At 62.9% G+C, this 482-nt stretch carries 1 protein-coding gene; it reads right to left on the bottom strand.

The features are described from left to right. A partial coding sequence (locus ACYQ0J_RS07490) for an EF-Tu/IF-2/RF-3 family GTPase (protein WP_460171541.1) occupies window positions 1-482 on the bottom strand: 482 nt, incomplete at both ends.

Below are 482 nucleotides of genomic sequence, written 5' to 3'. Positions count from 1 at the left end.
TCCGAAAGTAAAACTGCGGCCGGTACCCAGAAAAAAACCCCGTGTGCCGGCCCCCCTCCTCCTTCCTCAACACGTACACCGAGGCCTCAAACTTCGTGTGCGGCGTAATGCTCCCAGGCCTCGCCAACACCTGCCCCCGCTCCACCTCCTCCCGGCTTACACCCCGCAAAAGCAATCCCACATTGTCCCCAGCTATCCCCTCCTGCAACGTCTTCCGGTGCATCTCTACACCCGTCACCACCGTCCGCCGCGTCTCCGGAGCAAGGCCCACAATCTCCACCTCGTCCCCAACCTTCACCTTGCCCCGCTCAATCCGCCCCGTGGCCACCGTCCCACGCCCCGTGATGGTAAACACGTCCTCCACCGGCATCAAGAACGGCTTGTCCACGTCCCGCACCGGCGTGGGTATGTACTCGTCCACCGCGTCCAACAACTCCCAAATCCTGTCCACCCACTCGTTCTCCCCACGCTTCGTCTTGGGG

It is taken from the genome of Thermus sp. FJN-A (assembly GCF_054655095.1).
This window is presented reverse-complemented; position numbering and strand designations above follow the sequence as displayed.